The 26,591-nt window shown below is 40.1% G+C and carries 26 protein-coding genes, 1 riboswitch and 1 other annotated feature; of the genes, 20 read left to right on the top strand and 6 right to left on the bottom strand.

All coding sequences use genetic code 11. The annotated features are described in order from the left end of the window. Positions 1–46 precede the first annotated feature (46 nt). A complete protein-coding gene (locus HT731_RS04470) occupies positions 47–451 on the top strand; it encodes a PaaI family thioesterase (RefSeq protein WP_000651224.1) in 405 nt (134 codons plus the stop codon). Positions 452–496: 45 nt separating this feature from the next. Here the strand turns inward: HT731_RS04470 and dcm are convergent, their stop codons facing one another. Then, positions 497–1,762: a DNA (cytosine-5-)-methyltransferase gene (gene dcm, locus HT731_RS04475; protein ID WP_173277827.1), complete on the bottom strand. Its 1,266-nt coding sequence runs from the start codon at positions 1,760–1,762 to the stop codon at positions 497–499. A gap of 116 nt (positions 1,763–1,878) precedes the next feature. On the opposite strand from dcm, the gene HT731_RS04480 reads away from it, so the two are divergent. From HT731_RS04480 to HT731_RS04500, 5 genes are all read left to right on the top strand, one after another. Then, a complete protein-coding gene (locus HT731_RS04480; protein WP_173277829.1) occupies positions 1,879–3,369 on the top strand; it encodes a Sau3AI family type II restriction endonuclease in 1,491 nt (496 codons plus the stop codon). Positions 3,370–3,475: 106 nt separating this feature from the next. Next, positions 3,476–3,712, top strand: coding sequence for a hypothetical protein (locus HT731_RS04485; RefSeq protein WP_173277831.1), 237 nt, complete (start codon positions 3,476–3,478; stop codon positions 3,710–3,712). A 14-nt stretch (positions 3,713–3,726) separates the two neighbouring features. Further along, positions 3,727–5,649: a hypothetical protein gene (locus HT731_RS04490; protein WP_173277833.1), complete on the top strand. Its 1,923-nt coding sequence runs from the start codon at positions 3,727–3,729 to the stop codon at positions 5,647–5,649. Beyond that, a complete protein-coding gene (locus HT731_RS04495) occupies positions 5,633–6,502 on the top strand; it encodes a hypothetical protein (RefSeq protein WP_173277835.1) in 870 nt (289 codons plus the stop codon). Before HT731_RS04490 ends, HT731_RS04495 begins: the two co-directional genes overlap by 17 nt. After that, complete coding sequence (locus tag HT731_RS04500) at positions 6,495–7,265, top strand: DUF6339 family protein (protein WP_173277836.1); 771 nt, start codon at positions 6,495–6,497, stop codon at positions 7,263–7,265. Before HT731_RS04495 ends, HT731_RS04500 begins: the two co-directional genes overlap by 8 nt. A 59-nt stretch (positions 7,266–7,324) precedes the next feature. Here the strand turns inward: HT731_RS04500 and HT731_RS04505 are convergent, their stop codons facing one another. The 4 genes from HT731_RS04505 to HT731_RS04520 form a co-directional block, all read right to left on the bottom strand. Further along, positions 7,325–8,587, bottom strand: coding sequence for a nucleobase:cation symporter-2 family protein (locus HT731_RS04505; RefSeq protein WP_004256021.1), 1,263 nt, complete (start codon positions 8,585–8,587; stop codon positions 7,325–7,327). Continuing rightward, positions 8,587–9,168: a xanthine phosphoribosyltransferase gene (locus HT731_RS04510; protein WP_173277838.1), complete on the bottom strand. Its 582-nt coding sequence runs from the start codon at positions 9,166–9,168 to the stop codon at positions 8,587–8,589. Before HT731_RS04510 ends, HT731_RS04505 begins: the two co-directional genes overlap by 1 nt. Before the next feature lie 123 nt (positions 9,169–9,291). Then, positions 9,292–9,387: riboswitch (purine riboswitch) on the bottom strand. Positions 9,388–9,618: 231 nt separating this feature from the next. Beyond that, positions 9,619–10,005, bottom strand: coding sequence for a VOC family protein (locus tag HT731_RS04515; RefSeq protein ID WP_173277840.1), 387 nt, complete (start codon positions 10,003–10,005; stop codon positions 9,619–9,621). Between the two features lie 11 nt (positions 10,006–10,016). After that, positions 10,017–10,844 carry an exodeoxyribonuclease III gene (locus HT731_RS04520; RefSeq protein WP_173277842.1) on the bottom strand — a complete coding sequence of 276 codons (828 nt, stop codon included), beginning with the start codon at positions 10,842–10,844 and terminating at the stop codon, positions 10,017–10,019. A gap of 133 nt (positions 10,845–10,977) precedes the next feature. Between HT731_RS04520 and HT731_RS04525 the strand changes: the two genes are divergently transcribed. The 14 genes from HT731_RS04525 (at position 10,978) to trpA (ending at position 25,938) form a co-directional block, all read left to right on the top strand. Next, positions 10,978–11,433: a DUF3290 family protein gene (locus HT731_RS04525; protein WP_000675343.1), complete on the top strand. Its 456-nt coding sequence runs from the start codon at positions 10,978–10,980 to the stop codon at positions 11,431–11,433. Then, entirely contained in the window at positions 11,430–12,065 is a 636-nt protein-coding gene (locus HT731_RS04530; RefSeq protein ID WP_000174458.1) for a DUF421 domain-containing protein, read from the top strand. Before HT731_RS04525 ends, HT731_RS04530 begins: the two co-directional genes overlap by 4 nt. Before the next feature lie 54 nt (positions 12,066–12,119). Next, entirely contained in the window at positions 12,120–13,865 is a 1,746-nt protein-coding gene (locus tag HT731_RS04535) for an ABC transporter transmembrane domain-containing protein (protein ID WP_173277844.1), read from the top strand. Then, positions 13,855–15,597: an ABC transporter ATP-binding protein gene (locus tag HT731_RS04540; protein WP_173277846.1), complete on the top strand. Its 1,743-nt coding sequence runs from the start codon at positions 13,855–13,857 to the stop codon at positions 15,595–15,597. The genes HT731_RS04535 and HT731_RS04540 overlap by 11 nt, the downstream gene beginning before the upstream one ends. A gap of 218 nt (positions 15,598–15,815) precedes the next feature. Continuing rightward, on the top strand, positions 15,816–16,508 hold the full coding sequence (locus tag HT731_RS04545; RefSeq protein ID WP_173277848.1) for a sugar transferase: 693 nt from the start codon (positions 15,816–15,818) through the stop codon (positions 16,506–16,508). 42 nt (positions 16,509–16,550) lie between these two features. Beyond that, entirely contained in the window at positions 16,551–17,780 is a 1,230-nt protein-coding gene (locus tag HT731_RS04550) for a DegT/DnrJ/EryC1/StrS aminotransferase family protein (RefSeq protein WP_173277850.1), read from the top strand. Between the two features lie 426 nt (positions 17,781–18,206). Further along, positions 18,207–19,385, top strand: a complete 1,179-nt coding sequence (trpB, locus tag HT731_RS04555; RefSeq protein ID WP_173277852.1) for a tryptophan synthase subunit beta — start codon at positions 18,207–18,209, stop codon at positions 19,383–19,385. Beyond that, positions 19,376–19,607: a binding site (T-box leader), on the top strand. Its footprint overlaps the gene before it by 10 nt. 71 nt (positions 19,608–19,678) lie before the next feature. Further along, positions 19,679–21,040, top strand: a complete 1,362-nt coding sequence (trpE, locus tag HT731_RS04560; RefSeq protein WP_173277854.1) for an anthranilate synthase component I — start codon at positions 19,679–19,681, stop codon at positions 21,038–21,040. Continuing rightward, complete coding sequence (locus HT731_RS04565) at positions 21,037–21,603, top strand: aminodeoxychorismate/anthranilate synthase component II (protein WP_000601909.1); 567 nt, start codon at positions 21,037–21,039, stop codon at positions 21,601–21,603. The genes trpE and HT731_RS04565 overlap by 4 nt, the downstream gene beginning before the upstream one ends. A gap of 10 nt (positions 21,604–21,613) precedes the next feature. Then, complete coding sequence (gene trpD, locus HT731_RS04570) at positions 21,614–22,618, top strand: anthranilate phosphoribosyltransferase (RefSeq protein ID WP_004256041.1); 1,005 nt, start codon at positions 21,614–21,616, stop codon at positions 22,616–22,618. After that, a complete protein-coding gene (gene trpC, locus HT731_RS04575) occupies positions 22,615–23,382 on the top strand; it encodes an indole-3-glycerol phosphate synthase TrpC (RefSeq protein ID WP_033679779.1) in 768 nt (255 codons plus the stop codon). The genes trpD and trpC overlap by 4 nt, the downstream gene beginning before the upstream one ends. Beyond that, complete coding sequence (locus HT731_RS04580) at positions 23,369–23,968, top strand: phosphoribosylanthranilate isomerase (protein ID WP_033679780.1); 600 nt, start codon at positions 23,369–23,371, stop codon at positions 23,966–23,968. Before trpC ends, HT731_RS04580 begins: the two co-directional genes overlap by 14 nt. Further along, the gene (trpB, locus tag HT731_RS04585; protein WP_050252727.1) at positions 23,946–25,169 is read left to right on the top strand and encodes a tryptophan synthase subunit beta; all 1,224 of its coding nucleotides are present in this window, start codon (positions 23,946–23,948) and stop codon (positions 25,167–25,169) included. The genes HT731_RS04580 and trpB (HT731_RS04585) overlap by 23 nt, the downstream gene beginning before the upstream one ends. After that, a complete protein-coding gene (trpA, locus tag HT731_RS04590; protein ID WP_173277855.1) occupies positions 25,162–25,938 on the top strand; it encodes a tryptophan synthase subunit alpha in 777 nt (258 codons plus the stop codon). The genes trpB (HT731_RS04585) and trpA overlap by 8 nt, the downstream gene beginning before the upstream one ends. On the opposite strand, the gene HT731_RS04595 is transcribed toward trpA, so the two are convergent. Then, positions 25,910–26,569 carry an A24 family peptidase gene (locus tag HT731_RS04595; RefSeq protein WP_173277857.1) on the bottom strand — a complete coding sequence of 220 codons (660 nt, stop codon included), beginning with the start codon at positions 26,567–26,569 and terminating at the stop codon, positions 25,910–25,912. The genes trpA and HT731_RS04595 overlap by 29 nt on opposite strands. Positions 26,570–26,591 lie beyond the last annotated feature (22 nt).

Here is a 26,591-nt window from a genome sequence, read left to right on the forward strand (position 1 = left end):
ATAAAAAGTAGTATCATAGTGTCGTTTGAAATATCAGGAGGAAACGATGAAAGATTTTCATTTTGACGCTATATCTGCCTTTGAAAATTACGAAATTGAACAAATGAGAGATGGTCACGTTGTGGTAACGACCAAAGTAGTGGACTCGTCTCTCAACTACTATGGCAACGCCCATGGTGGCTATCTCTTTACCCTTTGTGATCAGATCAGTGGTTTGGTGGTCATCTCGCTAGGACTAGACGGAGTGACTCTCCAATCTTCTATCAACTACCTTAAAGCAGGAAAACTCGACGATGTATTGACCATTAAAGGAGAATGTGTCCATCAAGGTCGCACAACCTGTGTAGTGGATGTGGATATCACCAATCAAGAAGGTAGAAATGTCTGCAAGGCAACCTTTACCATGTTTGTCACAGGCCAACGGTCAGAAGAAAGACAGGTAAGGATATAGAGAAACAAAAAAGAGGCTCACACCTCTTTTTTAGTCTCAGATAAATCAATCAATTTCTTTAATAAACTTAGCAATTTCTTTTACAATTTCAGTAACTAAAGCATTTCCCATAAAAAACATTCTCATTTTATCAGATACCTCTACAATAGAACCGTCAGATAGTTTCTTTTTAGCTGTCCAATCATCTGGGAAATCCTGAAGGCGTTCAGCTTCAATGGGGGTAATTAATCTATATTTATTATTTACAAATAATAAATGTGTGGAACGATTAACAGTTCCTTCGGATGTAAGCATTGTTCGTCCTGGAAGGTTTAAATCATCATAAGGGGACATTCCTCCTTCTGAATAGATGTATTGATGTCCGTCAGAGGATGTTCGTTCAATTTTCTTAGGTCCTCTAAGATATTGAAATTTTTCCAATTTTGACTGATCAGTTAAAAAATATTTTTCAGGTACTTCAGACTCATCTTGAAGAATTTCTCCTAGAGTGATAGGATTGCCATTGTAATTAGGTTCAGTGTCAATAGAATAGTATTTTCCATGTCTCATAATTCCTGTATTCCAAACAGTACCAGTAAAAGTATCTGAAACTTCAACTATATCATTTGGTAACTTATAAAAAACATGACGATTTTTAACTGCTATAGGTTTAATAGGAAATTGTTTTGCAAATAGACCTTGATTGAAAATATAGTCATCATACCTATTATCTTCAAAGATTTCTTCATTTTTTTCGTAAAGATTGTCAATTTTTTGGGCAAAGACTGTATCATTTCGATATACGAAAAAGAATACACGACGTCTTCGTTGGCTTCTTCCATACTCAGCAGCATTAATAACTCTCCACTCTACAGAATATCCAAGATTATTAAAAGCTGTGAGCATGATTGCAAAATCGCGTCCTCGTTGTTTTGAAGGTGCTTTTAAAAGTCTATCTACATTTTCTAGAATTAAGTATTTGGGTTTAATGATTTCTGTTGCTCTAATGATTTCCCAAAATAAAACTCCTTTTTTTCCTTCAATGCCTTTTTCATTTTTCTTGCTACGCGCAACAGAGTAATCTTGGCAAGGAAAACCACCGACAATCATATCGGCATCCATTTTGGAAAATTGTTCGTCTGTTATATCAGAGATACTAATATTGATGTTTTCGCTATTGGGGAAGTGATAATCATAGACCTCAAATGCGTCTTGAGATTTACGAGATGGTTCCCATTGGTTTGCCCATTTTGTTTTAAAGAGTTGCTTATCGGCATTTTCTAATCCTATCCGAAAACCGCCAACTCCAGCAAATAGTTCGAGAACTTTCATCTTTTCTCCTTCATTTTTTTACAGTTTAATCCATTATATACTATTTTCAATGATTGATCAAGTATTAATGTTTGCTTTAGTTTAATTTGATATAATATAAAAGATAGGAGAAGAAAATGGATCAAAACTTATTTAACTATAACGATGAAGATATCGATAGTGTTATTGAATATTCTCACAAACTATTAAATAGAAAATTTTCCGATGTTATGGAAGAGTATAATCGTTCGCTTTATAAATCATATGACGATTATAATGATAGAGTAGTCTCTGAGGTACAAGATAAAACAATTAGTATGAAGTCAAAAGGGCAGTATGGAAATTATATTGAAAAATATTTCTATGGTTACCAGCCAAATAGTGACTCGGAAGCTGACTTTGAAAAAATAGGTGTAGAATTAAAAGTTACTCCTTTTAAGATAAACAAAAATGGGACACTTAGTGCCAAAGAACGACTTGTATTAACAATACTAAACTATATAGAGGAAAATTTAGAGGATTTTTACTCCACTCATTTATGGAAAAAATGTGCAAAGATTTTGTTGTTGTTTTACAATGGCTTAATTCCTAATCAAACAATGAAGGACTATGTCATTGAAAAAATATTTTTATATGAATGGTTTGAGGAGGATATGGCAGTCATCCTTGAAGACTATCAGAAGATTACAGATAAAATTAAAAATGGAAGGGCGCATGAATTATCAGAATCAGATGGAAACTATTTATCAACTTGTACAAAAGGTGCAGGTAAAGGAAAGGATTTAAGACAGCAACCATTTAGTCATGAATTAGCAAAACAAAGAGCTTGGGAATTAAAATCAAGTTATATGACCTATCTGATTAATCATAAAATCTTTAACCAATCAGATCAAGAAAGTGTTCTGGCTAATTTTAGGGGTGAAAAAAAGTCATTTACTGAGGTTATTGCAGAGAAGATTCTTTCCTACAAAGGTTTTTCTGAACAAGAGTTATATGATAGATTTGAAGTGAATCCCAAAGCAAAAGGTAAGAATAGTACTCTGATTAGAAAAATTTTAGGCTTAACAGGGGATTTAGATAAGACTAAAGAATTTCAGAAAGCAAACATGAATTTGAGAGTTATTCGAGTAGATAAGAATAATTTACCTAAGGAAGACTCCCCATTTAAAACTTATTGTTTTAAAGAACTAGCAGCAACAGATTGTTGGGAATCATCGCATGTTTATAATGAAATTTATAATAAACGATTCCTCTTCGTTATTTTTAAGGAAATTGAACCTAAGCTATTTGTATTAGATTCTATCAAATTTTGGGGATTTCAGGATAGACAATTAGAAGAAATACAAAGAGTGTGGCAGGAAACTAGACAAATTATTTCTGATGGAGTTAAATTAACTCAAAATGGTAATAAAGTTTCAACTAATTTCCCTCAAAGTAAGATAAATAGAATTCTATTTACGAAATTACATGCTACCAATGCTTATTATGAAATTGAAAAAGGAAAATTTGTTGGAAAAGGTTCATTATCTGATACGGATGAACTTCCAGATGGGCGTAGGATTACAAAACACTCCTTTTGGATGCCTAAAAAGTTTATAAAAGAAATATTAGATGGGAATTGGGATTAGATGGAAAGCTATTTGCAAAATAGCTTTTTTATTTTTTAAAAAATAAAAATTTGACAATATTTTTCATATATTGTAAAATAAAACATATATATCAAGAGGTGACGTGATGGAAGATAAACATGATCGTTTTTTGAGATTGGCTGAATCTCGAACAAATGCTGCAATTCAAAAGATTCATTTAATTGGAAATCTGGCTAATAGAAGTAACTATGATTATAATGAAAATGAAATTGCAGAAATTTTTAAGGCAATAGAACAAGAACTTCAAAGAACAAAAAAGATGTTTGAGGTTGAATTTGTTAAAAAGGATAATAGATTTTCATTTTCAAAGAATAAAAAATAAAGGAGTATAGAGATATGATTAATAAATGGGTATTCCCTCATGGTAAAGATTTAACTCCTAGAGGAGTAAATGATCCAGCTATAAATTCATTTTTAGACAATGTTATTGATTCACTAACTAGAGAAGTAATACAAAACTCTCTAGATGCAAAGATAAGAGAAAATGATAAACCGGTTGAAATCACATTTGATTTTAGTGAGTTATCGACAAGTGAAATCCCAGGTGTGGACGACATTTATAATATGGCATTACCAAATGCAGAGAAATTTTGGAAAAAGAAAGAAAATATTGGAACCTTAGAGTATTTGAAGTCTTTTAGAGAAATATTGGAATCTGATAAAATTAGGGTGCTAAAAATAAGTGATTATAATACGTATGGATTGAATGATAAAAGCTATGATGCTCTTGTTTTAGGGAATGGATATACTGAAAAAATTGATGAGAATGCAGCAGGCAGTAAAGGAATAGGGAAAGCAGCACCTTTTGCAATTTCAGATTTAAGACTGGTTTTTTATAACACGATTCCTACAAATGCAATTCCAAAGCATGTTGGTGTAATGAATTTTGTATCATTTAATTGTAATAGCAATGATGAAGCTATTATAACTCAAGAACGTGCGTTATATCAGAATCAAGATGATCAATATATATCAGGTCAAATAGATTTTAATTTTGAGAAACGTAAATTATCAGAATATGGAACGGATCTGTTTATTTTAGGACTTAGAGATATTGATGATGATTGGGAGATGCGTATTTTACTTTCAGCAGTTAATAATTTTTTGGTTTCAATTTTAGAAAATAAATTAATTGTACGAGTAAAAAATACCGTCCTTGATAATAATTCTATTGGTGAAATTATCACAGAATTAGAGAAGGTTAAAAAGAATACGGATGAAAAAATGGTCTTTAAAAATACACTAAATTACTTTGATGCATTAACAAATGATAACAGATTAGAATTTGACTTGGATGAGCGTTTTAAAGCATATCCGTTTATTGAATCCCAGAGTGATGGTAAGTTAATTCTTTTGAGGAGAGAAGAGGCGAATAGAGCTATATTGCAAACCAGAATATCTGGTATGAAAATTTATGATAGAAGAAATGTTAGTGGGAACATTTTGTTTACAGGGGTTTTCAGGGCAACTGGTAGTGGCTTAGATAAATTTTTAAAAAGTTTGGAGAATACAAATCATACGGATTGGAGTAGTGATCAAGCATCTAAAGAGAATAGAAAATTAGCTAAAAAACTATTAAAAGATTTATATGATTGGTATAAAGAAACTGTTAAGAAATCGTATGAGCAAAGTGTAGAGGATATTATTGATGCCATTGGAATGAAAGACTTCTTGCCACTCTTATCATCAGATTATGAAGCTGACAATAAAAAGCAGGATTCTGGAATAAAAAGTTCAATTAACTCAGTGAAAATTAAGAGAGACATAAAAAAAATAAAAATAAGTAGTTTGTACAATCCTGTTGAAGAAGAGGTAGATTCCATTTTAAAAGATTTGAATTTAGATGAGGAAGAAAAGAAAAAAGATGATAAAAAAACTAATCCAAATAGGAAAAAAGGAATATTGGAAAGATTGGGATTCAACCAAAAGTCAAAACAAGAAAAGCTAGTAGAAGTAACTCAATATTTTGGAATTAAAATTGTTGCATTGAATAGTAAAGAAGGACAATATAGATGCATATTAAAGCCAAATAAAGGTTTTAAGGAAATAGATTTAAAGTTTAATTACGTTGGAGAAGATGGAAGTATTACACAAGCTATACTAAGAGAAGTTACTTCTCAATCAAATAAAATTAAAAAAATAGATAATGATTTTAGAGTTATCAATATTAATAAAAATAAGACTGTAATTTTAGATTTTAAAGTTAATTCTAATTTGCTACTGAAGATGGAAGGAAAAATAAATGAAATTAAAATCTGATATGTTCCCGTATCCTGTTTTAAGTAAAGAATTGGATGATTTTAAAACAGGAGATTTTGAAGTAAATATTTCTCAGAAAAAAATGAGCATAAATCAAACTCTTTTGAATTTTACTTTCAATTTGGATAATAGGGAAATTAATAAATTAATTAAACAAGATAAAGCACAATTTGTAATACATATTGAAGGACAAGCATCATCGTATAGAAAGTTAATCTATCTTCAAAAAGGAGAAACAACAAAGGAAGTAGAGCTAAGAAGTGATTCGACTCCTAAAAAGTTATTCGTTAATATGATGGTCATTGCAACTGATATAATTAGAGACTATAAGAATAAAGGATTTAATCCTGAGTATTATGGAGAAGATTTTATAGTTCCTGAAATTGAAAAAGGAAGTATTCTAGCTTTTGATACTATGGCCGAATTGCAGGTAGATTTTTCAAATCATGAATACGGGAATCTTAAATCAATGGTTAGGATTGCTAAATTTAGTAAAAGATTTATGGAAGTTGATTTAGATGGAGATGTTATTCAAATAAATTTACCCGAAAAGTCTTATATAGCTTATGTTAATTTATCTAGTTCTAGTAAAGTGCAACAGCAATTGCTTTTAGTAACTATAATTTTGCCAGCATTAACAGTAGCAATTGAAAAAGTTAAAAAATTAGAAGTAGATGATAGTAAAGAGTGGTATAAATCTCTTGGAGAATTATTAAAAAAAATAGATTATAATATTGAAGAGTTGCCAGAATCTGAAGAAAGTTCAATGATGCTTGCACAGCAATTGTTAGATTTTCCTTTAGAATCTTCTTTATATGAATATTATAAATTTGAGGAAATGAAAAATGAGTAAATTGAAATATGTTTCGGATGAATTCTTAGATGAATTTAAAACAAATTTTCAGAGTAAATATTTACAATACTATTCAAATAATGACAAAAATAAAATTAAGGAAATTTTTTCTGATTCAAATAATGTTTATGAGTCATTGAAGGAATTTGACTATAAAGAACTTGTTTTGGAATCTGTAGACTCTGATGCCTCAAAAAAGAATGTAAAAATAATTTGGGAATCATTAAAACATTTAACTATTTCAGAAGCAGAAAATGAAAAAATTTGGGTTGCTCTTGAAAATACATATTATTTAGATTTTCATTTAGATCAACTAAATGAAATTACAGGAGCACACAGAGAAGCAAGCATAATATCTAGAACTATTTTCAATAGAGGTAATAAAAGATCTTTAATGATAAATAGTATTTCTTCACTATGGTGGATTGCTTACTATACATATGATAAAAATTCTTCAAATCCTTATTATTATACAAATAGATTCTTATCAGGAAGTTATAGAGGAAATGCTGTTGCATACTTTTCAAGTAACTTAGTATCAAATAAAGATATTGTCCTGGGGACTTTACAAGCTATATATGAGTTGGTCGATGAAGGAAAAATGATTGAAAATAGGTATTCATATACAAATTCTAATAAAATCTTGAATTTAGTTGGTGGAGTTATCGTATTAGATTTTCTAAATAGAGAAGATATTAAAGGAATAGTCAAAAGTCATTTAATGGATACAGAAGGCATTAAAGCAATGTATAGAATTTCTTAACAAATAAACCTGCTTTAGATGATTTTTCTGGTAAAAAAAGAGGTTCACACCTCTTTTTCTTATTTCTTTTTATGATTTAACACCGCATTGAGGACAATGGCGAGTAGGCTGGCTACGACGATTCCGTTTGAGAAGAACATTTGGAAGGCTGTCGGCATGCTGACAAAGAGATTACTGTTATTGAGTCCGACACCTGCAGCGATTGAAACAGCTGCTATAAGGAAGTTATGTTCATTGTTAGCAAAGTCAACACGGGCAAGGATTTGCATCCCTTGAATGGATACAAAACCAAACATCACCAGCATGGCACCACCAAGGACAGGGCTCGGAATGATTTGTGCAAGGGCGCCAAACTTAGGAAGAAGTCCAAGGAGAACCAGGAAACCAGCTGCGTAGTAGATTGGCAGACGAGTCTTGATACCTGATAATTTAACCAGACCAACGTTTTGTGAAAATCCTGTGTAAGGGAAGGTGTTAAAGATTCCTCCGAGAAGTACTGCCAAACCTTCTGCACGGTAACCGTTGCGCAGGCGTGTGCTGTCGATTGGGTCTTTTGTGATATCAGACAAGGCTAGGTAAACACCAGTCGACTCAACCATAGACACCGTTGCGATGATACACATCATGACAATAGATGAGATTTCAAAGGTCGGCATCCCAAAGTAGAGTGGAGTTGGGACATGGACTAGTGGTGCTGCTGCAACAGGAGAGAAGTCCACCAAGCCCATGCTAGCAGCGATGGCAGTTCCGACAACCAGTCCAATCAAAATGGAGATCGACTTGATAAATCCTTTGGTAAAGATGTTAATCAAGAGGATAATCAGTACAGTGATCGCTGCAAGCAAGAGACTTTGACCAGTTGGTTCTGGAACGTTATTTCCCATATTTCCAATAGCAACAGGAATCAAGGTTAAACCAATCGTGGTAATAACAGATCCTGTTACGATAGATGGGAAGAGATTGGCTACTTTTGAGAAGATGCCTGAAACAAGAACCACGTAAATCCCTGATGCAATAAGGGCACCAAACATAGCTCCACTACCATGGCTTTGCCCAATCATAATCAAGGGAGCGACGGATTGGAAGGCGACTCCAAGAACGACTGGAAGTCCAATCCCAAAGTATTTGTTGAGTTGGAGTTGGAGGAAGGTTGCCACACCACACATGAAGATATCTGTGGAAATCAGGTAGGTCAACTGCTCAGTTGAATAGCCAAGGGCTGTCGCAATCATGATGGGAACCAGGATAGATCCTGAGTACATGGCTAGTAAGTGCTGCAAGCCAAGAACGGCTGCTTGTGAATGTTTTTCTTGAGTTTGCATTAGAGATCTGCCTCCTTAAATATGACTTGACCATTTTCAAAACGATCCAAACGAGCGAGTGATAGGACAGGGTAGCCTGCTTTTTCAAGCAAATCACGGCCATCTTGGAAGGATTTTTCAATCACAATACCGATAGCTTCGACTGTGGCACCAGCTTGTTCGATGATTTGAATCAAGCCTTTGGCAGCTTGGCCATTAGCAAGAAAATCGTCGATAATCAAGACCTTGTCCTCTGGTGAGAGGAATTTTCCAGCGATAGAAACGGTGCTGGTAACCTGCTTGGTAAAGGAGTAAACTTCGGCAGTTAAGATTCCTTCGTTCATAGTGATGTTTTTAGCTTTTTTAGCGAAAATCATGGGAACGTTTAAGGCTTCAGCTGTATAAACGGCTGGGGCAATACCCGACGCTTCAATGGTCACGACTTTGGTAATACCAGCAGAAGCAAATTTTTCCGCAAAGAGCTTTCCAATCTCTCGCATCAATTGATAGTCAACTTGGTGGGTTAAAAAGGAATCCACCTTGAGGATGTTATCACCCAAGATATGCCCATCCTTGAGGATGCGCTCTTCTAATAATTTCATAAGACCTCCTAAAGTCTAAAAGCCAATCCATTTGCTTGTTTAGAGTTTCTAGCAAGAAATAGAAAAAGGACCTACTTAATATCTAAGTAAGTCCCCAAAATAGGCATGGCAAAAAAGGCCATACCTCATTTCTGACTTACTTATTGTTAGGTGTTCCGGCACCTTGTAGAAACGTCGTGCCAATTCACGACATAAACAAGTAAAATGATATTCAATTTTAAATAGGCTTGAGCCAATGTTTTTATTTTACACTAAATCACTTTAGAAATCAAATATTTTGTTAGTGTTTTGCTTTAAAAAACGAACAATCTGAAGAAGATGGGCAAAAAATCAGTTATTGGCTAACATTTAGAAGATTTTTCCACTATAAAAGGCATATTATCAAATTTTTAAACACCTGACAACATGCCTTTTTCTAATTTTAAAGACTTTTTTCCAATCTTTAATATTCTATTCACTAAATCTTAAAAAATAGCCATCTGGATCCAAAACTGCAAACTCATGTGGATAGATATAATGATCCCCAACACGAAATTCTCTTTTTGTCAGTTGACGATGGATAGGATAGTCAGCTTCCAGCAGTTTTTGGTGGAGCTGAGGGACATCTGCAATGCCAAAGGAAATATTGACACCGCGCCCGAAAGGATAGGTCAGCTGAGCTAATTCTTCTGCGCTTCCTTCTTCTAACATTAGCTGGCAATCTTCAAGAGAAAGGAAGAGAAAGTTTTCTTCTGGACGTTGGTATTCAATCTTAAAACCGAGTAAATCGCAGTAGAAAGAACGGGACTGTTCTAAATCACTTACAACAAACTCGGGAATAACTGCATTGTAGTTCATAGTGAAAATCCTTAAAGTTTAATTTCCAATACAATCGGTGTATGGTCTTGACGAGTTCCTGAGTCAATCATGTCAGACTTGGTCACCTTGTCAGCAATGCGGTTACTTGTGAGCCAGTAGTCGATTCTCCAGCCTGTATTGTTGATTTTAGAAGTCTTGCTACGTTGTGCCCACCAAGTGTAGCGTTCTGGAACATCGCCATGAACATGACGGAAGGTGTCGGTAAATCCAGTTGCCAAAAGGTTGGTAAATCCAGCACGTTCCTCGTCGGTAAATCCAGGTGAACGGCGGTTGCTGGCAGGATTTGCAAGGTCGATTTCATTGTGGGCTACATTGTAGTCACCGGTCGCAAGGACTGGTTTTTCTTTGTCTAGTTCAGCCAAGTACTCCGCATATTTGACATCCCAGACTTGGCGTTCTTCCAAACGTTTGAGGCCGTCGCCAGCGTTTGGAGTGTAAACTTGGGTCACGAAAAATTCATCAAATTCTAGAGTGATGATGCGACCTTCTAAGTCCATGGTAGAAGGGGCACCGATTTCTGGAAAAGTGACAGTGGGTGTGAGTTCTTTCTTATAAAGGAACATGGTTCCAGCATAGCCTTTGCGGGCAGGTTCTTGAGAAGAACGCCACGTGTTTTCGTAGTTTGGAAAGAGTTCAGCTAAAATTTCCAAGTGTTTTTTAGTAGGACCCTTGGCAGAAAGCTTGGTTTCTTGGATAGCGATGATATCAGCATTTTCAGCGACCAAGGTTTGTAGTACTTCTTGGGACAATTTGGCACGAGTTGAGTCACTAGTTAGGGCAGCATTGAGGGAATCAATATTCCATGAGATGAGTTTCATAAAGTTACCTTTTTCATTCAGATTATAGATTTTATTATACCAAAAAAAGGTCCATTTCCCCAACGTATGGCTTGAAAAATCACTCTCTTTCGTTTATAATTAAGAATGATTTTATGAAAGGGAGTGAAAATAAATGAAATTTTACTCATATGACTATGTACTTAGCCAAATCAGTCAGCAAAATGGAATGATGATTGGCTTTGGGATTGTGCTCCTAGCTATCACAGGATTTTTTGCTTTTAAAGCCTATCGAGATAAAAAGGGGACTAAGTTTCGGGAATTGGTCATGATTTTGGCCTTGACCTTGGTGGCCATGCTTTTGGTGACAATCTCAAAATACCAGACCAATCAAGCCTCTAACAACCAATTTCAAACTTCACTTCATTTCATAGAGGTTGTTTCCAAAGACTTGGGAGTGGATAAATCAGAAGTTTATGTCAATACTTCTGCAGCCACTGATGGAGCACTTATCAAGGTAGGTTCAAATTTCTATCGTGCCATGAACGGGAGCCAACCAGACAAGTATCTTTTAGAGAAATTAGAATTGCATCAAACAGACGCTATTGAATTGGTGGAGGTAAACAAATGACACTCAATTATATGGAAATTTTAATCAAACTGGCCTTGGGTCTTTTCTCGCTTGTTTTTGTTATCAATGTGACAGGAAAGGGAAATCTGGCGCCTAACTCTGCGACAGACCAAATTCAGAACTATGTTCTCGGTGGTATTATCGGTGGGGTGATTTACAATAGTTCTATTAGCATTCTCCAGTACGCAGTGATTTTGATGATGTGGACGATTTTGGTTTTGACCCTCAAGTGGCTTAGTAACAATGTTCATTTTGTCAAACGCTTGATTGATGGTAAGCCAACTCTCCTCATCAAAAATGGTCAGATTGACCCAGAAGCCTGTCGTTCAGTTGGTTTGTCTGCAGCGGAAGTAGCCCTCAAGCTTCGTAGCCAAGGGATTTTCCAGATGAAGCAGGTCAAACGCGCTGTGCAGGAGCAAAATGGCCAACTCATCGTGGTCCAAATGGGAGATGAAAATCCTAAGTATCCAGTTGTGACTGACGGTGTGATACAAGTCGATGTTTTGGAGTCGATTGGTCGTAACGAAGAGTGGTTGCTTGATAACCTCAGCAAGCAAGGGCATGACAATGTAGCCAATATCTTTATCGCTGAGTATGACAAGGGTGCGGTCACAGTCGTAACCTATGAATAAGAAAAACCTGGGGTCTTGGCCTCAGGTTTCTATTTGCAATCAGAAAGGGATGTTATGTCCATTATTCAAAAACTTTGGTGGTTTTTCAAGTTAGAAAAACGCCGTTATTTAGTCGGGATTGTGGCTCTGGTCTTGGTTTCCGTCCTCAACCTCATTCCCCCAATGGTTATGGGGAGGGTCATTGATGCCATCACATCGGGGCAATTAACCCAGCAGGACCTCCTTCTTGCCCTATTTTACTTGCTTCTTTCAGCCTTTGGGATGTACTATCTGCGCTATGTTTGGCGTATGTATATCCTTGGGACTTCCTACCGTTTGGGACAGATTATGCGCTCTCGCTTATTTGAACATTTCACAAAAATGTCTCCAGCCTTTTATCAGACCTATCGGACGGGGGACCTTATGGCGCATGCAACCAACGATATCAATGCCTTGACTCGTCTGGCAGGGGGCGGTGTTATGTCTGCAGTTGATGCTTCTATCACGGCTTTGGTGACCTTGCTGACCATGCTCTTTAGCATTTCGTGGCAAATGACCCTAGTTGCCATTTTACCCTTACCTTTCATGGCTTATGCGACCAGTCGTCTAGGGAGAAAGACTCACAAGGCTTTTGGAGAATCACAGGCTGCCTTTTCCGAACTCAATAACAAGGTGCAGGAGTCCGTATCAGGTATTAAAGTGACCAAGTCTTTCGGGTATCAGGCGGACGAGTTGAAGTCCTTTCAGGCAGTCAATGAATTGACCTTCCAAAAGAACCTGCAAACCATGAAATACGATAGTCTCTTTGACCCTATGGTTCTCTTATTTGTTGGTTCCTCCTATGTTTTAACGCTCTTGGTAGGCTCCTTGATGGTTCAGAAAGGGCAAATTACGGTTGGTAATCTGGTCACTTTTATCAGTTATTTGGATATGCTGGTTTGGCCTCTTATGGCCATCGGCTTCCTCTTTAATATTACTCAGCGAGGGAAAGTTTCCTACCAGCGGATTGAGGAACTGTTGTCTCAGGAATCACCTGTACAAGACCCTGAGTTTCCTCTAGACAGTATTGAAAATGGGCGCTTGCAGTATGCCATTGATAGTTTTGCATTTGAAAATGAGGAAACACTGACAAATGTTCACTTTAGTTTGGAAAAAGGGCAAACATTGGGATTAGTTGGTCAGACAGGCTCTGGGAAAACGTCCTTGATTAAACTCCTCTTGCGTGAATACGATGTGGATAAGGGAGCCATTTATCTGAATGGCCACGATATTCGTGACTATCGTCTGACAGACCTTCGCAGTCTCATGGGCTATGTCCCTCAGGACCAGTTTCTCTTTGCGACTTCAATCTTAGACAATATTCGCTTTGGCAATCCTAAACTGCCTCTTTCAGCGGTCGAGGAAGCGACCAAGCTAGCACAAGTTTACCAAGACATTGTAGTCATGCCTCAGGGATTTGATACGTTGATTGGTGAAAAGGGAGTCAGTCTTTCTGGAGGTCAAAAGCAGCGTCTGGCCATGAGTAGGGCGATGATTTTAGACCCTGATATCTTGATTTTGGATGATTCTTTGTCGGCCGTGGATGCCAAGACGGAGTATGCGATTATCGACAATCTCAAGGAGACACGAAAGGACAAGACAACCATTATCACAGCTCATCGCCTCAGTGCAGTTGTCCATGCAGATTTGATTTTAGTCCTGCAAAATGGACAGATTATCGAACGAGGCACACACGAAGACCTGTTAGCTTTGGATGGCTGGTATGCCCAAACCTACCAGTCTCAGCAGCTGGAAATGAAAGGAGAAGAAGATGCAGAATAAACAAGAACAATGGGCTGTATTGAAGCGATTGATGTCTTATCTCAAGCCCTATGGACTCCTGACCTTTTTGGCACTCAGTTTTCTCCTAGCGACGACGGTCATTAAAAGTGTCATTCCCCTTGTGGCTTCCCACTTTATCGACCAGTATCTGAGTAATCTCAACCAACTCGCTGTGACCGTTTTGCTGGCCTACTATGGTCTCTATATATTACAAACTCTGGTCCAGTATGTCGGCAATCTTCTCTTTGCGCGGGTGTCCTACAGTATTGTTAGGGATATTCGTCGGGATGCCTTTGCCAATATGGAGAAATTGGGCATGTCTTACTTTGACAAGACGCCAGCAGGCTCGATTGTCTCTCGTTTGACAAATGATACTGAGACCATCAGTGATATGTTTTCGGGGATTCTATCCAGCTTTATATCAGCAGTTTTTATCTTTCTGACAACTCTTTATACCATGTTGGTGTTGGATTTTCGTTTGACTGCTTTAGTCTTGCTCTTTCTCCCCTTGATCTTCCTTTTGGTCAATCTCTATCGGAAAAAATCAGTGAAAATCATTGAGAAAACCAGAAGTCTCTTGTCAGATATCAATAGCAAGCTGGCTGAAAACATCGAGGGAATCAGAATAATCCAGGCCTTTAATCAAGAGAAGCGCCTGCAGGCAGAATTTGATGAAATTAACCAAGAACACTTGGTCTATGCCAACCGTTCTGTAGCCTTGGATGCCCTCTTTTTGCGCCCTGCCATGAGTTTGCTGAAACTTCTAGGTTATGCTGTCTTGATGGCCTATTTTGGCTATCGTGGACTTTATCTGGGAATAACGGCAGGAACCATGTATGCCTTTATCCAGTATGTCAATCGCCTTTTTGACCCTTTGATTGAAGTAACGCAAAACTTTTCAACCCTGCAAACGTCTATGGTTTCTGCAGGCCGTGTCTTTGCTCTGATCGACGAGAGGACCTATGAGCCCCTTCAAGAAGATGGGCAGGATAAAGTCAAAGAAGGCAATATTCGATTTGAACATGTGTGTTTTTCTTATGATGGGAAACACCCGATTCTGGATGACATTTCTTTTTCTGTTAACAAGGGTGAAACCATTGCTTTTGTGGGTCATACAGGTTCAGGGAAATCGTCTATTATCAATGTCCTCATGCGCTTTTATGAATTCCAGTCAGGGAGAGTTCTCTTGGATGATGTGGATATCAGGGACTACAGTCAGGAAGAACTGAGAAAAAATATCGGACTGGTCTTGCAGGAACCCTTCCTCTATCATGGAGCCATCAAGTCCAATATCGCCATGTACCAAGATCTTAGTGATGAAGAGGTTCAGGCTGCAGCTAGCTTCGTGGATGCAGATTCCTTTATTCAAGACCTTCCTCAGGGTTACGACTCACCTGTTTCTGAGCGTGGCTCCAGTTTTTCAACAGGTCAGCGTCAGCTTCTTGCCTTTGCCAGAACAGTCGCCAGTCAGCCTAAAATCTTGATTTTGGATGAAGCGACAGCCAATATTGACTCTGAAACAGAAAGTTTGGTTCAAGCTTCTCTGGCTAAGATGAGACAGGGGCGGACAACCATTGCCATCGCCCACCGTCTTTCTACCATCCAAGACGCCAACTGCATCTATGTTTTGGACAAGGGGCGCATTATCGAAAGTGGCACTCATGAGGAACTCTTGGCCTTGGGAGGAACCTATCACAAGATGTATAGCTTGCAAGCAGGGGCCATGTCCTAATACTCTTTGAAAATCTCTTCAAACTAGGTCAGCTTTATCTACAACTTCAAAGCTGTGTTTTGAGCCGCCTGCGGCTAGCTTCCTAGTTTACTCTTTGATTTTCATTGAGTGTAAGAAGGAAATCCTTCTAATTACATATTTCTTTCACCGCCTTTTCCATTTTGTGGTATAATGAAAAATGTTGACAAATAGTATAATAAAAACAAAGGAGAAACAGCATGCTGAAATGGGAAGACTTGCCCGTGGAAATGAAATCAAGCGAGGTTGAGTCTTACTACCAGCTTGTCTCTAAAAGGAAGGGTTCGCTGATTTTCAAGCGTTGTTTGGATTGGCTTCTGGCCTTGGCTGTACTGGTTCTGACCTCTCCAATCTTTCTCATTTTGAGCATTTGGATCAAGTTGGATAGCAAGGGGCCAGTGATTTACAAGCAAGAGCGCGTGACCCAGTATAACCGTCCTTTCAAGATTTGGAAGTTCCGTACCATGGTAACGGACGCGGACAAAAAAGGAAGTCTGGTGACTTCTGCTAACGATAGCCGCATTACCAAGGTTGGGAATTTCATCCGTCGTGTGCGTTTGGATGAACTGCCTCAGCTGGTCAATGTCCTTAAAGGTGAGATGTCCTTTGTAGGGACGCGTCCTGAAGTGCCACGCTACACAGAGCAGTATAGCCCTGAAATGATGGCAACCTTGCTTTTGCCAGCAGGGATTACCTCTCCAGCCAGCATCAACTACAAGGATGAGGACACTATCATCAGTCAAATGACTGAAAAAGGCCTGTCAGTTGACCAAGCCTATGTAGAGCATGTTCTTCCTGAAAAGATGCGCTATAACCTTGCCTATCTCCGAGAATTTAGTTTCCTTGGAGACATCAAAATCATGTTTCAAACCGTGTTTGAAGTGCTAAAATAAAGTAGTCATGAGAAAATGAGTACAGATAAAAGGAGCAAATCAATGCCAAATTACAATATTCCATTTTCACCACCCGATATTACGGAAGCAGAAATTGCTGAAGTAGCGGATACCCTTCGTTCTGGTTGGATCACAACAGGTCCTAAGACAAAAGAACTGGAGCGTCGCTTGTCTCAATACACACAGACACCTAAGACTGTCTGTCTCAACTCTGCGACAGCCGCTCTGGAGTTGATTTTGCGTGTGCTTGAAGTGGGACCTGGTGATGAAGTCATCGTTCCAGCCATGACCTATACAGCTTCATGTAGTGTCATCACGCACGTAGGAGCAACCCCTGTCATGGTGGATATCCAAGCAGATACGTTTGAAATGGACTATGACTTGCTTGAGCAAGCCATTACTGAAAAGACTAAGGTGATTATTCCGGTTGAGCTTGCGGGGATTGTTTGCGACTATGACCGTTTGTTCCAAGTAGTGGAGAAGAAACGTGACCTCTTTACTGCTTCAAGCAAGTGGCAAAAAGCATTTAACCGTATCGTGATTGTCTCTGATAGTGCCCATGCTTTGGGATCTACTTATAAAGGACAACCAGCTGGTTCTATCGCTGACTTTACTTCCTTCTCTTTCCACGCCGTTAAGAACTTTACAACGGCAGAAGGTGGAAGTGCCACTTGGAAAGCCAATCCAGCGATTGATGACGAAGAGATGTACAAGGAATTCCAAATCCTTTCCCTTCACGGGCAAACTAAGGATGCTCTTGCCAAGATGCAACTGGGTTCTTGGGAATACGATATCGTAACGCCAGCCTACAAGTGCAATATGACCGATATCATGGCGTCACTTGGTTTGGTACAATTGGACCGTTATCCAAGTTTGTTGCAACGCCGTAAGGACATTGTGGACCGCTATGATCGTGGTTTTGCAGGTTCTCGTATCCATCCATTGGCACACAAGACTGATACTGTAGAATCTTCACGCCACCTCTACATCACCCATGTAGAAGGAGCAAGCTTAGAAGAACGTAATCTCATCATCCAAGAATTGGCCAAAGCAGGAATTGCAAGTAATGTCCACTACAAACCGCTTCCGCTCTTGACAGCCTATAAGAATCTTGATTTTGATATGGCAGATTATCCAAGAGCCTATGCCTTCTTTGAAAATGAAATTACGCTCCCTCTTCACACTAAATTAAGCGATGAAGAAGTGGACTATATCATTGAGACTTTCAAAACAGTTTCTGAAAAAGTGCTAACTTTATTAAAAAAATCGTAAAAAAGTCTTGACAAAGAAAAAGCAAAGTATTAAAATAAGTTCAACAAATCAGAAAAGTAACTATTTTTGGTCTTCAGGGAGCCTGTGGTCATTGTGAACAGGTGGTTGGAAGTAGTGAAAGTGGGCTGATTTTAAAAATGAATTTGAAACAATGAAAATTCGGTGCGCACACCTTACAGTGCAACTTGTTGTTAGACAAGGCAGAGATATAAAGGGGAATAGTCCCTTTATAATTGAGGTGGCACCGCGTTACCAACGCCCTCACATGGAAGTATATTCTGTGTGTGGGCTTTTTTTATCCGTCGTTTTGTTTATCTTTTATTAGGGCGTTAAGTCGCTTTGATGAACTTAAGTTCTATCTGCAGCTCCTTGCCTACTACTAAAAGCAAACAAAAAGCCGAATTAATATAGAAAGAGGAAAATTTTATGACAACTAAAGGTTATTTTGGACAATTTGGTGGTAGTTTTGTACCGGAGCCAATTCAGGCTTTGTTGGATGAGTTGGAAGTGACATTTGAAAAGTACAAGGATGATCCAGAATTTTTGGCAGAATTTCGCCATTACTTAAAGGACTATTCAGGTCGCGAAACACCGCTCTATTTTGCGGAAAGTTTGACAGACCACCTAGGTGGCGCTAAGATTTATCTCAAGCGCGAAGACCTTAACCACCTTGGTTCTCACAAGCTCAACAATGTTTTAGGACAAATTCTTTTGGCCCAACGTATGGGCAAAAAACGAGTAATCGCAGAAACAGGAGCTGGTCAGCACGGGGTTGCGACAGCAGCGGCTGCAGCCAAGTTTGGTATGGCCTGTGATGTCTACATGGGAGCAGAGGATGTGGAACGTCAACGTCTCAATGTTTTCCGTATGGAGATGATGGGAGCAACTGTTCATGCAGTTGAAACAGGGACTCGTACCCTCAAAGATGCTGTTGATGCAGCCTTTGGAGCATGGATGAATGACTTGGAAGCCTTCTATGTTCTGGGATCTGCTGTGGGACCTCACCCATATCCAACCATTGTTCATGAGTTCCAAAAGGTCATCAGTGAAGAATCTCGCCGTCAAATCTTAGAAAAAGAAGGACGCTTACCAGACTACGTTATTGCTTGTGTAGGTGGTGGTTCCAATGCCATCGGTGCTTTTTCTCAGTATGTGGCTGATGAAGAAGTTAAATTGGTTGGGGTTGAAGCTGCTGGTCACGGACTTGATACAGACAAGCACGCAGCTACTATGACAAAAGGTAGTATCGGAATTGTCGACGGCATGAAGACTTATGCAGTCTTTAAGGAAGATGGAGAGCTAGCTCCAGTTTACTCTATCTCAGCTGGATTGGACTATCCAGGGGTTGGCCCAGAACACGCCTACTTTAAAGATTCAGGTCGCGTGGAATATGTCGCTGCGACGGATGAAGAAGCTGTTCAGGCTCTCCTCCTTCTCAGCAAGACTGAAGGAATTATCCCAGCGATTGAAAGTTCGCACGCTATCGCAGAAGCAGTTAAACGTGCACCGAAACTAAGTAAAGACGACATTATCATCATCAATGTCTCTGGTCGTGGAGACAAGGACGTAGCTGCGATTGCAGACTACCTAGAAGCTAAAAAATAAAAGATGGAAAAATTACAGTCCGTTCTCTCACAGAGAGCTTGTGGTTGCTGAAAACAAGCAGAGAAAGCTGTAAGGTTGGGTCCATTTGAAACAAGAGAAAAAAACATAATTCTCAAGGGAGTGCCCTTTATCGCACAGCCTGTTACAGGAGGTATCTGAGACAGGAATGAGAGATAGGAGAAGTCCTATAATTGAGGTGGCACCGCGAATTTCGTCCTCACGCAAGTTGTTTTGCGTGGGGATTTTTCATACAGTCGCCATGGACTAGAAGTAGAACTGAAAGGGAAATTACAATGGAACGAATCATTCATGGAGATGTCTTATCACCAATCTTGGCTTATATGCGCCTAAAGGGGCAACACAAGGTTATCTTAGAGAGTATTCCGAGAGACAAGGAAACAGCTCGTTTTTCGATCCTAGCTTATAATCCTGTTTTTGAGATTAAGTTTGAAAATGGAGTTCTTTATCAAAATGGGCAAGTGATTGATCGGGATCCCTTGGATTTCCTTTATGAAGTGACTCATAAGAGCCAGCACCATTCAGATCTACCTTTTGGTGGTGGGGCAATTGGTTTTGTTGGTTACGATATGATTTCGCTTTATGAAGAAATTGGTCAAATCCCTCAAGATACAATTGGAACGCCAGACATGCATTTCTTCGTCTATGAGAGTTACATGGTCTTTGACCACAAGAAGGAAAAAATCCATGTCATCGAGGATACTCTCTATAGTGAGCGTAGTCAAGAAGACTTGGAAAAAGCCTTAAAGCAAGTGCTTGAGGAATTACGCATACCTGCTTCAGATGAATTTGAAGACTTGGATCTATCTCCGTTAGACTTCAAACCCCATATTGCTCCTCAGAAGTTTGAGGAAATGGTGGAAACAGCTCGTGACTTGATTTGTAATGGCGATATGTTCCAATGTGTACTTAGTCAACGCTTCTCAGCAGAAGTTACTGGAAATCCATTTGACTTCTACAGAAATCTCCGCGTGACCAATCCTTCGAATTACCTCTATTTCTATGATTTTGGGGATTATCAAATCATCGGTGCTAGTCCAGAAAGTTTGGTTTCTGTCAAAAATGGCATCGTGACAACCAATCCGATTGCAGGGACGCGACCAAGAGGAGCAACGGATGAAGAGGACAAGGCTTTGGCGACAGACCTGCTTTCTGATGAGAAGGAAACAGCAGAGCATCGGATGTTAGTAGACTTGGGACGTAACGATATTGGCCGCATCTCTGAAACGGCAAGTGTCCAAGTTACCAAGTATATGGAAGTGGAGCTCTTCCGCTACGTCATGCATTTAACCAGTGTGGTCAAGGGGCGTTTGCTTCCAGAACTCACCGCCATGGATGCCTTGAAAGCAACACTTCCTGCTGGAACAGTTTCAGGAGCACCAAAGATTCGGGCCATGAGACGCATCTATGAACTGGAAACAGAAAAACGTGGCGTATACGCAGGAGCAATCGGCTACTTGTCTGCGACGGGTGATATGGATTTGGCCATCGCCATCCGAACTATGATTCTTAAAAATCAAAGAGCCTATGTGCAGGCTGGGGCAGGGATTGTCTATGACTCTATCGCCCAAAACGAATACCAAGAAACCATTAACAAAGCTAAATCTATGACTAGAATTGGAGAACTAAGACCATGATTTTATTGATTGACAACTATGATTCTTTTACCTATAACTTGGCCCAATATATTGGGAACTTTGCAGAAGTACAGGTCTTGAGAAATGATGATCCCAAGCTGTATGAAGAAGCTGAAAAAGCAGATGGTCTGGTCTTTTCTCCTGGTCCTGGTTGGCCAGTTGATGCTGGAAAGATGGAAGACATGATTCGTGACTTTGCAGGTAAGAAACCAATTCTAGGGATTTGTTTGGGCCACCAAGCCATTGCAGAAGTCTTTGGTGGTAAGTTAGGTTTGGCTCCAAAAGTCATGCATGGGAAACAGAGCAATATCAGCTTTGAAGCGCCATCTGTTTTGTATCAAGGTATTGAGGATGGCCGTGCGGTCATGCGTTATCACAGTATTTTGATTGAGGAAATGCCAGAAGACTTTGAAGTGACAGCTCGTTCGACTGATGACCAAGCCATCATGGGGATTCAACACAAAAACCTCCCGATTTATGGCTTCCAGTACCATCCAGAGAGCATTGGAACGCCAGATGGCTTGTCTTCTATTCGGAATTTTATCGAGAAGGTTGTAAAGTGAGGAAACTAGTATGAAAGAGATTATTGAAAAACTAGCAAAATTTGAAAATTTATCAGGTGTGGAAATGACGGATGTCATCGAGCGTATCGTAACTGGGCGTGTAACAGAGGCGCAGATTGCTTCTCTCCTCTTAGCTCTTAAGATGAAGGGGGAAACACCTGAAGAGCGCACAGCCATTGCCCAAGTCATGAGAGGACATGCCCAACATATTCCAACTGAGATTCATGATGCCATGGACAACTGTGGTACAGGTGGGGACAAGTCTTTCAGTTTTAATATTTCCACAACTGCAGCCTTTGTCTTGGCTGGTGGTGGTGTTCACATGGCAAAACACGGTAACCGCTCGATTTCTTCTAAATCTGGTTCTGCAGATGTCCTCGAAGCCTTGGGTATCAACCTAGACCTCAAACCAGCTGAACTAGGTAAGGTCTTTGATAAAACTGGAATAGTCTTTCTCTTCGCTAAAAATATGCACCCAGCTATGAAATATATCATGCCAGCTCGTTTGGAATTGGGAATTCCAACGATCATGAACTTGACTGGTCCCCTTATTCACCCAATGGCTTTGGAAACACAGCTTCTTGGAATTAGTCGTCCAGAACTTCTAGAAAGTACAGCTCAGGTTTTGAAAAATATGGGTCGCAAACGTGCCATTGTGGTTGCTGGGCCAGAAGGATTGGATGAAGCTGGTTTGAATGGAACAACCAAGATTGCACTTCTTGAAAATGGTGAAATCACCTTGTCAAGCTTTACTCCAGAGGATTTGGGGATGGAGCGCTACGCTATCGAAGATATCCGTGGAGGCAATGCTCAGGAAAATGCAGAAATTTTGCTCAGCGTTCTCAAGAACGAACCAAGTCCATTCTTGGAAACTACAGTTTTAAATGCTGGTCTTGGTTTCTATGCTAATGGTAAGGTAGCTAGTATCAAGGAAGGAGTTGCCTTGGCCCGTCAAGTAATTGCTAGTGGCAAGGCTCTTGAAAAACTCAGACTGTTACAGGAGTACCAAAAATGAGTCAGGAATTTTTAGCACGAATTTTGGAGCAGAAGGCGCGTGAGGTTGAGCAGATGGAGCTGGAGCAAATCCAGCCCTTGCGCCAGACCTATCGCTTGGCAGAATTTTTGAAGAATCATCAGGACCGCTTGCAGGTAATCGCTGAGGTCAAGAAAGCTAGCCCTAGTTTGGGAAATATCAATCTCGATGTGGATATTGTGCAACAGGCCCAGACTTATGAAGCGAACAGAGCAGTGATGATTTCTGTTCTGACAGATGAAGTTTTCTTTAAAGGACATTTGGATTATCTACGGGAGATTTCCAGTCAGGTACAGATTCCAACGCTCAACAAGGACTTTATTATCGATGAAAAGCAAATCATTCGCGCTCGCAATGCAGGTGCGACAGTCATCTTGCTCATTGTCGCTGCCTTATCAGAAGAACGCCTCAAGGAACTGTATGATTACGCGACAGAGCTTGGCTTGGAAGTCTTGGTGGAGACCCACAATCTAGCTGAACTAGAAGCGGCTCACAGACTTGGTGCTCAGATTATCGGGGTCAATAACCGCAACTTGACCACCTTTGAAGTTGACTTGCAGACCAGTGTAGACTTGGCTAAACATTTCAAAGATGATTGCTTGTACATTTCTGAATCGGCTATTTTCACAGGGCAGGATGCGGAACGAGTAGCACCATACTTTAACGGAATTTTGGTAGGGACAGCTCTTATGCAGGCAGAAGATGTGGCCCAGAGAATCAAGGAGTTGCAGATTGACAAAGGTTAAGATTTGTGGACTATCGACCAAAGAAGCGGTGGAAACAGCCGTATCAGCAGGAGCAGACTACATCGGTTTTGTCTTCGCACCTAGTAAAAGACAGGTGACTTTGGAAGAGGCTACTGAGCTGGCAAAGCTCATTCCTTCAGACGTAAAAAAGGTTGGAGTATTTGTTTCACCAAGTCGGGCAGAACTGCTAGAAGTCATTGACAAAGTTGGCTTGGACTTGGTACAGGTTCACGGTCAGGTGGCGGATGATTTGTTTGAGGATTTGCCTTGTACCAGCATTCAGGTTGTGCAGGTGGATGGAGAGGGACATGTACCCAATTCTCAGGCAGACTATCTACTCTTTGATGCCCCTGTGGCTGGGAGTGGCCAGACCTTTGACTGGGCTCAACTGGATACTATTGGACTAACTCAGCCTTTCTTTATCGCAGGTGGGCTTAATGAAGACAATGTAGTAAAAGCAATTCAACACTTTACTCCCTATGCAGTAGATGTATCGAGCGGAGTGGAGACAGACGGACAAAAAGATCATGAAAAGATTAGAAGATTTATAGAGAGGGTAAAGCATGGCATATCAGGAACCAAATAAAGATGGATTTTATGGAAAATTCGGCGGACGTTTTGTCCCAGAAACATTGATGACAGCAGTTTTAGAGTTGGAGAAGGCCTATCGTGAAAGTCAGGCAGACCCAAGTTTCCAAGAGGAATTAAACCAACTCTTGCGCCAGTATGTGGGGCGTGAAACTCCTCTTTACTATGCAAAAAACTTGACCCAGCATATTGGCGGAGCCAAGATTTACCTCAAGCGTGAAGACCTCAACCATACAGGGGCCCACAAGATTAACAATGCCTTAGGACAAGTTCTTCTGGCTAAACGCATGGGCAAAAAGAAAATTATCGCTGAAACAGGTGCTGGTCAGCACGGTGTAGCAACTGCAACTGCTGCAGCCCTCTTTAACATGGAATGTACTATCTACATGGGTGAGGAGGATGTTAAACGCCAAGCCCTCAATGTGTTTCGCATGGAGCTTTTAGGAGCCAAGGTTGAGGCTGTGACAGATGGTTCGCGCGTGCTCAAGGATGCGGTCAATGCAGCCCTTCGTTCATGGGTAGCTAATATCGATGATACCCACTATATCCTTGGTTCTGCCTTGGGACCTCATCCTTTCCCAGAAATTGTTCGTGATTTCCAAAGTGTCATCGGTAGAGAAGCTAAACAACAGTACCGTGACTTGACAGGTCAAGATTTGCCAGATGCCCTAGTAGCCTGTGTTGGTGGTGGTTCTAATGCTATCGGCCTCTTCCATCCATTTGTAGAAGATGAATCAGTAGCTATGTATGGGGCTGAAGCGGCTGGACTTGGTGTGGATACGGAGCACCATGCAGCTACCTTGACCAAGGGTCGTCCTGGTGTCCTTCACGGTTCCCTCATGGATGTGCTCCAAGATGCCCATGGTCAAATTCTTGAAGCCTTCTCTATCTCAGCAGGTTTGGACTATCCTGGTATCGGTCCAGAACATTCTCACTACCACGATATTAAACGTGCCAGCTATGTCCCTGTGACAGACGAGGAAGCCTTGGAAGGATTCCAACTCTTGTCTCGTGTGGAAGGGATTATCCCAGCCTTGGAATCTAGCCATGCTATCGCTTTTGCAGTGAAATTGGCCAAAGAACTTGGACCAGAAAAGTCTATGATTGTCTGCCTATCAGGTCGTGGGGACAAGGATGTGGTTCAAGTCAAGGACCGCTTGGAAGCAGATGCAGCAAAGAAGGGAGAAGCTCATGCCTAAGACACTAACAGAAAAATTAAACGCTATAAAAGCAGCTGGAAAAGGAATTTTTGTTCCCTATATCATGGCTGGAGACCATGAAAAAGGTTTGGATGGACTCGGAGAAACAATACACTTTTTAGAAGAATTGGGAGTTTCAGCTATTGAAGTGGGCATTCCCTTTTCAGATCCTGTCGCAGATGGACCTGTTATCGAAGAAGCTGGCTTGCGCAGTTTAGCCCACGGGATCTCTACCCAGGCTTTGGTTGAAACCTTGAAAACCATTGAAACAGAGGTTCCGCTGGTCATTATGACCTACTTCAACCCCCTCTTTCAGTACGGTGTGAAGAATTTTGTCAAAGATTTGGCAGATACAGCGGTTAAGGGCTTGATTATTCCAGACCTTCCTCATGAGCATGCTAACTTTGTAGAGCCATTTTTGGTAGATACAGACATTGCCTTGATACCCCTAGTTAGTTTGACGACAGGGATTGAGCGCCAGAAAGAGTTGATTGAAGGGGCAGAAGGATTTGTCTATGCTGTTGCCATCAATGGGGTGACAGGGAAATCTGGCAATTACCGTGCAGATTTGGATAAGCACTTAGCACAATTGCATCAAGTGGCTGACATCCCAGTCTTGACAGGATTTGGGGTATCTAGTCAAGCTGATGTAGAACGCTTTAATGCGGTGTCAGATGGCGTTATCGTCGGCTCGAAAATTGTAAAAGCTCTCCACGAGGGAGAGCCGATTCAGGACTTTATCAAACAAGCAGTAGCTTACCAAAAATAATCACACAAGCAGCAAGTAAGAGGAAAGGCACGAAAGGAAGTCTTTCCTTTTTCTTTTTCAGGAGAAAGGCTAGAATTCCTGTTGCAGAAGCAAACTGAATCAAGATGAGTAATTCGGTCGCACTAAAGACGAGAGAGCAGGAAGCTAAAAAGAGAAAATCCCCTGCGCCCATGCGGATATCGATAAAATGAGCCAAAATTCCAAGAGCAAGGAAGAAGACCATGACTAGATTCCAACCAGAGGAAGTCATGAGGATTAGGTGGAAAGTCATCCAGACCAGTAAGGGATATTCCTGATGGTGAAAGTCGTAGATGCCCAAGGTCAAACCAGTAGTTATCAGAATGACTTGACCCAAAGAAAGAAATCCCCAATACCAAGATAGAAAGAGGAGTCCTAAGCTTAGTTCAAAGAGGGCATACCAGACAGGATAGCGAACCTTGCAGTAGCGACAGCGAAAGCGATTAAAGACCTGCGAGAGAATCGGAATCAAGTCTAAGGGACGCAAGCGAGTCTGACAGGAATCGCAGTGACTAGCAGGTTGGATAATGGATTGCTCTGGAAAACGGTCAATGACCAAACCAAGAAAGGAAGCGAGAATGCTCCCGACAAGAAAAAAATAAAAATCAATCATACTTATCTATTCGTAAAAAATG

The sequence above is a fragment of the Streptococcus sp. k-163 genome (genome assembly GCF_013277555.1).
Classification (GTDB): Bacteria; Bacillota; Bacilli; order Lactobacillales; family Streptococcaceae; genus Streptococcus.